The organism is Mesorhizobium sp. WSM3626 (genome assembly GCF_000513935.1).
Classification (GTDB): Bacteria; Pseudomonadota; Alphaproteobacteria; order Rhizobiales; family Rhizobiaceae; genus Mesorhizobium; species Mesorhizobium salmacidum.
Genome location: NZ_AZUY01000022.1, coordinates 76,949 through 85,626, shown reverse-complemented (window position 1 = coordinate 85,626; position 8,678 = coordinate 76,949). Strand labels below are relative to the sequence as shown.

Sequence of the window (8,678 nt, the reverse complement as noted above, 5' to 3'; positions counted from 1 at the left end):
TGCGGACCGTTGCACCAATGAGAGTCGTATTGTCATCATCCGAGATTGCCAAGCTCGGCGAGAGTGTCTGCGCCGCCGCGTTCTCCGTATACGTGGCGCTCGTCGCCACCGAGGACAGAACCGGCGCATCGTTGACATTCGCCATTTGCTTTCCCTTTCCGCCGAGCTCGACAACACACGCGTGCGGGTCTGCACTCCTCGCGCGCGGAACCTCAGGAATGGTAATATGCGTGCCTACCGAGGGCACCATCGCCGCCACTTGAGCGAACAAAGACTTCGGTACGTCTCTGTCTTATGGGCAGCAGATAGCAAGCAAGGCTTGTCTATGGTTAATGTAGTGCCAAATGAGCGAAACATGCAACTGAGATTCCTACGGTTGGAAGTCGGCGGTGCTCTGCTCGGACTCGTCCACAGTCGGCAAGCTGACGGTCCCATTGGATCCAGCATCACGGTTGATTAGGATTGTGTCGTGCGCGAAAACAGAAGATAGATGGAACCCAGCCGCCAGACGACGAGCATAGCGGCTCGTGGTACGCGACAGTCCACCCATGCTGGTCGGACGCTAGCCATCTTCGCACCGCCGAGCAGCATCTGTTCGTTGATCCCGACCTGCGACGGATCGCCATTGACGGTGTAGCCAAAGCTACCGCTCGACGGGAAGGCCGAAGCCATATGATTCACCAGCATCGTGACCTAACCGTTATCGCGATGGCCCCCGCGGTGGGGCGTCAGTCTCCGCTTCTGGTAGTATGCTACCCCACACCGCGCGCGTGTGTCCGCTTATGGGATGTCGCAAGGGGCTCTACGTCTGAGTTGAGCGCAAAGCGGACACTTCGGAGCCTGTGTCGCAAACGACTTTGCGCGCTTGGGCTTTAGGTTACAGACGCTTTTGATCGGTACGAAATCGAAAGGAAGCTAAGTTTGACGTTTGGAAGGAAGTTGTCGTCCCGCTTCAGGAAGGGCCACGTTCTCCGAGCGAAAACCGACGACCCCGATGGGTGGTGGCTAGGGCATTGGCAGCCTTGCCGCCATTCGCACCCTCAAAGCGATAGGGGCTGGCAAACACGTTCGCAAAAAAGCGAAGTGAGTAGTTGCTCAATCTCACGACACGCCCCGTAGAAAAATTTCTCCTCGGCCTCTGTTGAACCCCTTATGTTCGGAGGCTGGAGACCGTCATGGCATTTCGATTCGTACACACCGCCGACATTCATCTCGACTCGCCGCTGCGTTCGCTCGCGTTGCGAAACCGCGAGCTTGCCGAGCTCGTCGGTGATGCCAGCCGCCAGGCATTCGTCTCGATCGTGGATCTGTGCCTTGCCGAGCATGTCGATGCGCTGGTCATCGCCGGCGATCTCTATGACGGCGACCAGACGTCGATGAAAACGGCACGTTTCCTCGCGTCGCAAATGGCACGCCTGCATCAGGCCGGCATCCATGTGTTCAAGATCCGCGGCAACCATGATGCGCTGTCGCGAATATCGAAACAGCTGGTGTTTCCCGACACCGTGACGATCTTCGGCGGCCGGCCGCAATCGGTGCTGCAGACAGCCGGCGGGCTCGACGTGATGTTCCATGGCTTGAGCTTTGCCAACGCCAAGGCGCCAGACAGTCTGCTGCCGAAATATCCGGCCGCCCGCGAGGGTGCGGTCAATGTCGGGATCATGCACACCAGCCTGGGAGGGTCCCCAGGTCACGACGTCTACGCCCCGTGCAGTCTCGCCGACCTGCACGGCCATGGTTTCGACTACTGGGCACTCGGGCACATCCATGTCCGCCAGGTCCATCCCGGAACGAGCACCGTAGTGATGCCGGGAATACCGCAGGGCAGGGACATCAACGAAGCCGGCGCAAAGTCCGTCACCCTTGTGACGATACACGACGACCGTTCGATCGAGATCGACGAAAGGCTGACCAGTGTCGCGCAATTCGAGCGCGCGAGCGTCGGCCTGACCGGCACTGTTGAATGGCCTGAAGTCGTTGGGCGCGTCCGCACCGCGCTCGAAACTGTCCGGGCCACCGTCAGGTCGCGTCATGCTGTCATCCGCCTCAGCCTGAGGGGCGCGTCACCTGTGTCATGGGCACTGATCCGCGACCGCGACCTGCTGCTCACCGAGGCCGAGCAGGCAGCCGAACAGGTAGGCGATACATGGGTGGAAAAGCTCGATCTTGATTTTGCTCCGCCCAGAGCCGAAACAGCCGAGGGCGGCGCGGATCCGATTTTCGAGCTCGCACAATCCATGCGCGCCGACGCGGGCTCGCAAGCCTTCCGGGCCGAGGCGAGGGCGTTCGTGCAGAAGATGATCGCGGACCTGCCGGCCGAAGGGCGCGACTTCGCCGGAAAGGACGAGGCCGGGCTGGAGCTCTTCCTCGACAAGGTGCTCGCCGGCGGTGCCGACCTGGTCACGGCCCGTCTCAAGGCAGGTGGCGCGCAATGAGGCTGCGGCGCCTTGATCTTATCCGCTACGGGAAGTTCACCGACAGGATGATCGATTTCGGACCCAAGCCGGAATCAGGCCCCGACCTGCATATCGTGTTCGGCCTGAACGAGGCCGGCAAGTCGACGGCGCTGTCGGGCTATCTGGATCTGCTGTTCGGCATCGAGGAGCGCAGCCGCTACAATTTCCTGCACGAGTACAGCGCCATGCGCATTGGCGGGGTGCTCGAACTGGCTGGCAAGGAGCACGCCTTCACGCGCACCAAACAGCGCAGCAACTCGCTCTTGGACGCCATGGGCCAACCTGTGAGCGACATGTCGATATCGGCTCATCTGGCCGGCCTGTCGCGCGATGCCTACCAGACCATGTTTTCCCTGGACGACGAAACGCTGGAAGCTGGGGGCAAGTCGATCCTGGAATCGCGCGGCGACCTCGGCAAGCTGCTGTTTACAGCCAGCGCTGGTCTTGGACATGCCAGCGACACGTTGAGCGCGCTTGAGGCCGAAGCGGACGGGCTTTACCGGAAACAGGCGCATGGAACCGAGCTTGCGCTGCTCAAGAAGCGTCTTGCCGAGCTGAAGTCCAACAGGGAACAGATCGACACCTTGGCCTCGGCCTATGAGAGCCTGGAAGCCGAGCGTCGTGAGGCGGCACAACACTATGACCGGACCATCGCCGAGCGATCGGTGCTGTCGGCCCGGCTTGACACCATTGCCAGATACCTGCGCGCCGGTCCGATCCTCGCTGACATCCGGCGCAAGACAGCCCGGCTGGCCGACCTACCGAACATCGCTTCACCGGCGCGGACCTGGACAGGCAGCGTTGCCGGACTGATCGATGACGATGCCAGCCTGAGAACGCGACTGTCCGCAAACGTCGACGAGGTCGAGCGGCTGAAAACGAAGATTGCCTCGGTCGACGTCAATGAGGCGATCCTCGGCGTCTCGGAGCGCATCCGCAGCCTGGCGGAAAGCAAGGTGCGCCATGTCTCGGCGGGCCTCGACCTTCCCAATCGCAGGATGGACCTGCAAATCCTCGACAACGCCGTGGCGAGCTGCCTTGCCGCGCTAGGACGATCTTCAGAGCGCGACCCCGCTGCGCTGCTCTTGCCGGCCACTATTATCGGCGCTGTTCGCACCATGGTCGAGCAGCGGTCCGGGATTGCCACTGCAGCACGCGTTGCCCGCGACGAGGCCGCGGCAGCCCTCGATGCGCTGCAGGCGGCGCGAGACCGTGTTGGCGAGGAGCGGGCGGTGCCCGAGCCGGCCAGAGCCAGGCTGAACGCGGCCCTAGCGAAGGCGAGGGCGAGCGGCCACCTCGGCGACATCAAGGCGGCACGCGAGACGCAGGACGCCGGCGTGGTCAAATGGGAGGCGGCGCTTGGCCGTTTGCATCCCTGGTCCGGCGACGCCCGGGCGCTGGCCGGCATCGCAGTTCCGAGCGCTAGACAGACTGGCGTCTGGAAAACGCTTGCCGCGGAGCTTGGCAGAAACAAAACCGTACTGTCCGAACGTCTTGCCGAACACCAGCGCAACCACGAACTGCTTGCGGCGCGTCTGCGCGCGCTTCGCGCCGCGGTCGACGTCGCCGACGATGACGTGGCCGCCGACATCCGGCGTAGCCGCGACGAAGCGTGGGCAAGGCATCGCGGTGCGCTGAGCGGCGAAACAGCTGACGCCTTCGCCGCGGCGTTGGCACGCGACGACGATGTCGGTGCGAGCAGATTGGCTGGCGCGGGCGCGCTTGCCGATGTCCGGGCGGTAACGCACGGCCTCGCGGAAGCGGCAGCCGACATTGCGCGTATCCGCGACAAGCTTGCGCAGACCGACATGGAGGCGAACGCCGCATTGTCGCAGATGCGCGCGGCAGCCAGCGACCTGCTTGGCGAAGGTCTGGGGGCATCGCTCGACAGCCTCATCGAATCGATGGAGGATCGCACTTCGGCCCGCGCCGATGCGCTCGCGGCCCGGCAGGAGATCGAACTCGCCGCCAAGAAGGTTGGGCGGGCGACCGACGACGAGGCGCGGCTGAGGCTGGAACTCACCAAGGCGCTGGAGAGCGTCGGCATCGGTCCGGATAGCGGCGACAGCCTCGAGGCGATCATGGCTGTCGCCGAGTCGTTTCTCGACCGGCAGCGCAAGGTGGATGCCGAATATGCCGAGGCGCTCAAGACAGTAGGCGCCAGACAGGAAGAGCTCGCCACCCGGCGACGGGCTGTGGACGTGACAGAGCGCCGCGAGGAAGAGTGGCTGGCCGGCATTGTCGAGGCGCTGAGAGGCACCTGGCTCGAGAACGGGCTTTCCGCAGCGGGTGTCGGCACCGTTCTCGACCAACTGAGTGAGCTGTCCAGGAGCCTGCAGGAGCGCGACGCGATGCAACTGCGCATCGAGAAGATGCAGGCCGACCGCGACAATTTCGTGCTCGATGTTGCGGCGGTAGCAGCTGAAGCGGGCGAGCCGGCGAACGACGAAGAGCCAGAACAATTGGCGATCGGGCTGGCTGAGCGCTTGGCGCGTGCCGATCGAGCGCGCGAGGCGAAGGCAAATCTCGCTGCTGATTTGCAACGCCTCCTGGACGGTCGTGAGATCCTTGACGCTGACATTTCGGCGCATGACCGACGCAAGAACGAGGTCCTGAGTGCATTTGCGGTAGCGACGGTTGCTGAAGTGGTGGAACGCGACGAGCTGTTGCGTGAGCGCGATCGTCTGCACGCGACAGTCACCGAACTTGAGGACCACCTGGCAGCCGAACTCGGCGTGGAGGGTTTCGAGCAGGCACGTTCGATCCTCGATACGCTCGATTTCGACGGCATGGCAATCGAGAAAGCGGAAGGGGAGCAGCGGCTTCAGCAGCTTGACGAAGCAATCCAGCAACAGCTGATCCGGCAAACGCGGGCGGGCGACAAGCTCGACGCCATCGGTGGCGACAGCGCCGTTGCGCGCATAGACGCCGAACGACGCACGGTCCTGCTGGAAATCGAGGATAAGGCGGTCCGCTACATCGAATTGAAACTGGGCGTGATGTCGGCCGGGAATGCTTTGCGCGTCTATCGCGAGCGCCATCGCTCCGGGATGATGGCGCGGGCCTCCGACGCATTCGCGCTGATGACGCGCGGGCGCTACTCGGGGCTCACAACCCAACCGGTGAAAGGTGGCGAAGTCCTTATCGCCCTGCAGAGCGACGGGCAGTCGAAAGTGACCGAGGCGCTGTCAAAAGGCGCGCGCTTTCAGCTCTATTTGGCGCTCAGGCTTGCCGGCTATTATGAATTCGCGCAGTTCCGCCCCTCGGTCCCTTTCATCGCCGACGACATCATGGAGACCTTCGACCACGTCCGCTCAGAGGAGGTTTTCAGGTTGTTTGGTCAAATGGCGGATGCCGGCCAGGTGATCTATCTCACGCACCACCAGCACCTGTGCGAGATCGCGAAGACGATCGTGCCGGGCGTCACTATCCACGAACTCGGATAGGTATCGTCTTTTGTGCCTAGAGGCGCGGACTTGTGCCTAGGGTGTTGTGGCCTGCACCATGGCTGGCCGAATCCTGCAGGCTAACGGCCGTCCAGCAACGCAGCGACCAATCAGGCTCGGCGGTATGCCTCGGCTCCGGCCCCGAGTGAGACATGGAACTTTCTGACTATCGCCGCGCTTCCAGAGGCGATCTACGATTGGCGACGGGCTCTCACCGAGCTTGAAGTTAGGACCGCTTGAGTTGGGGCAACCGGTGTTTCATCATCTGCTCATTCATCGGGGACACTGGAGAACGAGATGCGGAACCTCATGCTTGCCTTCGCGGCACTTGCCTTAGCAGCATGCCAATCGCCTCAAGAACCTCGGCAATCCGTCACTGTTGAACCAGCATCAAGCCCGGCTGTTCCACCTGGCCCTGCAACGATGGTTCAATCGCCGACAATCACTCCTCCTGGAAAAGACGTTCCGGCAAAGTATGCCGTCTTTTCGGGCAGTTGGGTTGGCCGATTGGAGAGCACATCTGAAGGAAGGCTCGATGTTCAATCCGTTTCCTCGAACGGAAAGGTGACCGTCAACTACGCTTGGGGAGTTCTGGACGATAACAATCCGGGCGAGGCAGCCGGCGCAGGGAAGATCGTAGGGAATACGTTGAGGCTTGGCCGTTTTCCAAATGGCGCGGACGTCAGTTTTCAGATGCTGCCCGATGGCACCCTGGCCGAAACGTTGTCGCTTGCCGGAAAGACCTATACCGGCGTGTTGACCAAGCAATGATTGAGCATTCTGGTCAGAGCCTGGCGCGCTGGCGGACGGCATCCCGAAGAATTTAGGGATCGGCCAGCTGGAGCAAGCAAGCCAAATAAGTGAGACGCCTGCATTGCGACCGACCGTCCTTGTCACCAATTCGGCCGTTGCCGCACCATCGAAGACACCCGCGTAGGACGTTCCGAGGGCGGCGGGCCTAAACTCGCGAGCTTCGGGGGCCGCCTCCTCGCGGGTCGTCGCCGAACACACCTACCATGCAGGGCGGGTATAGCCCGACTGTCGCCTAGGCAGGATCGGTGGCTCAACGGCTAGCAGCATGGCTTTCTCCATCGAGGCGCTTGGTGCTGGTTTTAAGGTTTGAGCGCTGATTGCTTGGTTCGCCGGGCAGCATCGAATAGCGCGGCTCCATCCATTTCAATGCTATCGACAAGGCGCCGCGCTTCATCGGTGTCGATGCCGGTTTCCCGAGACAGGAGCATGACCCGAAAACTCTTTTCTTCGGATGGAATAGAAGACGCGGGCTGGCCGCCATCGTAGGGCTCGACGGCCCTCCGCCTCGTTGGCTGTAGAGCTTTGCGTTCAGGAATGTCGTTCTCTGCCTGGGAGTGGGTTTGCAGAACTATCATCGCTTTACCGAAGACCAAGAAAGCTCAGGATCGCGATAACCACGACGACCGCTCCGATTATCCAAATCAATCTGTTCATGTCGTTTCCCTGCTTGCTAAAGAACTACGCACACCACCTCGTCATCAGCCGAGGACCATACCCAACGATGAGGCTGAATGCGGTCGCAAGACCGTGGCGAGCAACAACCGCGACTGCCGTCCATTTGGAATCGCCCCGCTTTCGCAGCGACAACATTCCCGAGCAAGGCTGGTTCCAGACGCTTTGGATAGCGGGACCATTGCGTTGTCCTGTCAGACTTAAGTCCGACAACAAGTGTTCGAGCGGAAAAGTCATATCGTCCGGCTTGACCCTAAATCGGCTCAGCCGTGCTCATCGACCCGTTTGGCCCCCAGGATCTTCGCGCCCCAGCCTTGTGGCCATCGAGCTTACGATAAGTGCGACATAGGGGCGTGAAGCGGCCGGCAATCCCGTGGGGGCAGCCGGGCAACTTGCCAAGGACAAAGCATGGACGTTGCTTTTTGGTGGGCACGAAATCGTACTCAACGAGCTAGCCCCACGCCAATCGCGCAAGAGCGAGTGTTGCCCTCATCAGCGTCGAGCGCCTCGCAGATCATCCGACCAGTGGCCCCTTTGCACGCCTCAGAATCAAGCATCGCTGGTGCAAAGCCCCAGTCTCGTCGCTGGTCGCCAAAAGCGCAGGCAAAGTCGCGCGCGCAGACCGGTTGTCTTCACAGGAAGGCTCTGCAATAAATTGCATCTGCGCCAGCTTCCGCGAGTACTTCTTGCGAAGCCTGTCGAAGGCCAGGGACGACACGACGAAACGTCATGGGCGTAACCGCTCAGGATCGTGGCTCACTCCAGGTGGGTTCCCAACGTCCGGCCTCGCAGCGCAAAGCTGCCCCTGCCGGACCGACCCGCGGGAGGCCTTGGCATGCCAAAAATCCACTCCTACGATTGCGGCGCCGGCTACGGCAGATTGACGCTGTGGGAATTGGCCGATCCAGCAGCAACAGTAGAGGCAACGATCGAACTCTACGGCCCTGACGCGGCGACCGCCGCGGCATGGTGCGCGCTGACTGCGAAGTTCGACGGGCGCGAGGAGGACTATCGCTTCTGGTACACGGTGTTCTCAAAGCTGGGCAACAAACTGCAGTCTTGAGCTCTCTTAGAGAGCGAATTTCCCCGTTCCAAACTCGATGTGCAAAGCACGCATTCTTCCCGAGCCACTGCACTGCGCGCAAGACTGGTGAAGGAAATGCCGTAATAATCAATATACGAACAATATGTTTCTGGCCGTTAACATCATTTCATTTAACTTTAGTGCAGCGCCGAGACCTGGTTGCGCTATCCTTCACGCGCTGCCGGCCCGGAGGAAGGATGTCGCTCA

The 8,678-nt window shown here is 61.5% G+C and carries 5 protein-coding genes; 4 read left to right on the top strand and 1 reads right to left on the bottom strand.

The features are described 5' to 3' along the window. Positions 1-456: 456 nt before the first annotated feature. On the bottom strand, positions 457-672 hold the full coding sequence (locus M653_RS0117105; RefSeq protein WP_156938215.1) for a hypothetical protein: 216 nt from the start codon (positions 670-672) through the stop codon (positions 457-459). A gap of 503 nt (positions 673-1,175) precedes the next feature. Between M653_RS0117105 and M653_RS0117100 the strand changes: the two genes are divergently transcribed. From M653_RS0117100 to M653_RS01000000132815, 4 genes are all read left to right on the top strand, one after another. Then, positions 1,176-2,435: a DNA repair exonuclease gene (locus tag M653_RS0117100; RefSeq protein WP_027144443.1), complete on the top strand. Its 1,260-nt coding sequence runs from the start codon at positions 1,176-1,178 to the stop codon at positions 2,433-2,435. Beyond that, the gene (locus M653_RS0117095) at positions 2,432-5,902 is read left to right on the top strand and encodes an AAA family ATPase (protein WP_027144442.1); all 3,471 of its coding nucleotides are present in this window, start codon (positions 2,432-2,434) and stop codon (positions 5,900-5,902) included. Before M653_RS0117100 ends, M653_RS0117095 begins: the two co-directional genes overlap by 4 nt. Before the next feature lie 297 nt (positions 5,903-6,199). Continuing rightward, entirely contained in the window at positions 6,200-6,673 is a 474-nt protein-coding gene (locus M653_RS1000000135705; protein ID WP_084636733.1) for a hypothetical protein, read from the top strand. 1,549 nt (positions 6,674-8,222) lie between these two features. Then, positions 8,223-8,450 (top strand): hypothetical protein, encoded by a 228-nt coding sequence (locus tag M653_RS01000000132815; protein WP_032935415.1) that lies wholly within the window; start codon positions 8,223-8,225, stop codon positions 8,448-8,450. The last annotated feature ends 228 nt before the right edge of the window (positions 8,451-8,678 follow it).

Bases quoted from the DNA above. Each gene is read 5' to 3' on its own strand.
- M653_RS0117105 (WP_156938215.1), bottom strand. From the start codon at position 672: ATGGCTTCGGCCTTCCCGTCGAGCGGTAGCTTTGGCTACACCGTCAAT.
- M653_RS0117100 (WP_027144443.1), top strand. From the start codon at position 1,176: ATGGCATTTCGATTCGTACACACCGCCGACATTCATCTCGACTCGCCG.
- M653_RS0117095 (WP_027144442.1), top strand. From the start codon at position 2,432: ATGAGGCTGCGGCGCCTTGATCTTATCCGCTACGGGAAGTTCACCGAC.
- M653_RS1000000135705 (WP_084636733.1), top strand. From the start codon at position 6,200: ATGCGGAACCTCATGCTTGCCTTCGCGGCACTTGCCTTAGCAGCATGC.
- M653_RS01000000132815 (WP_032935415.1), top strand. From the start codon at position 8,223: ATGCCAAAAATCCACTCCTACGATTGCGGCGCCGGCTACGGCAGATTG.